Origin of the sequence: Streptomyces cacaoi, assembly GCF_006539165.1 — a bacterium.
Classification (GTDB): domain Bacteria; phylum Actinomycetota; class Actinomycetes; order Streptomycetales; family Streptomycetaceae; genus Streptomyces; species Streptomyces cacaoi.
Window position 1 is genome coordinate 1 of sequence record NZ_BJMM01000181.1, and the last position, 793, is coordinate 793.

The following is a 793-nucleotide window of genomic DNA, read 5'->3' on the forward strand; positions in this document are numbered from 1 at the left end:
CCAGGATTTTCGAGGGCGGTGGGGTCAACCAGACGGTGGTGGAGATGGAACGGGGGTTCCTGTTCATCATGTCCATCTCGGACGGCTCGTCACTCGCCGTCCTCGCCCACCCGGAGGCCGATATCGGCCTGATCGGCTACGAGATGGCCCTCTTGGTGGACCGCGCTGGAAGCGTACTCACTCCCGACGTCCGCGCGGAACTCCAGGGAAGCATTCTCAACTGATCTGCACGCTCCCCCCACTTGAGCACCACAGTCCGACCGCCGACCACATGCCTCGCTCGGAGGAGCCATGACCCCGCCGCCCGCCTCGCCCGATCCGTACGACGCGTCGTACGGAGGAGAGGGCGACCAGCCGCTGGTGCGGCCCTACGCCATGACCGGTGGTCGTACCCGGCCCCGCTACCAGCTCGCCATCGAAGCGCTGGTGAGCACGACCGCGGACCCGATGCAGCTACAGGGGCTGCTCCCTGAGCACCAGCGGATATGCCACCTGTGCCAGGAGGTGAAGTCGGTAGCGGAGGTCTCCGCGCTGCTCGCCATTCCCCTGGGAGTGGCGAGGATTCTGGTCGCCGACCTCGCCGAGGCCGGAATGGTGGCCATCCACCAGCCCGGCGGCGGTTCCGAGCCCGGCGGCGCCCCCGACGTGACACTGCTGGAAAGGGTGCTCAGTGGACTTCGCAAGCTCTAGCCCGCAGATGGACCCGATGAGCCGTCAGCCGGTGCCGCCCATGGGCTCGATGGGCCAGGCGAGCCACGAGGGATACGGCATGCCCCAGGGCCGCTCCACGACG

At 68.1% G+C, this 793-nt stretch carries 2 protein-coding genes; both read left to right on the plus strand.

Annotated features, from left to right (window positions below; all coding sequences use genetic code 11):
- Positions 1-224: roadblock/LC7 domain-containing protein (locus SCA03_RS34825; protein ID WP_435833565.1), on the plus strand; the 224-nt coding region annotated here is incomplete at its 5' end.
- Positions 225-291: 67 nt separating this feature from the next.
- Positions 292-690: a DUF742 domain-containing protein gene (locus SCA03_RS34830; RefSeq protein WP_030884378.1), complete on the plus strand. Its 399-nt coding sequence runs from the start codon at positions 292-294 to the stop codon at positions 688-690.
- The last annotated feature ends 103 nt before the right edge of the window (positions 691-793 follow it).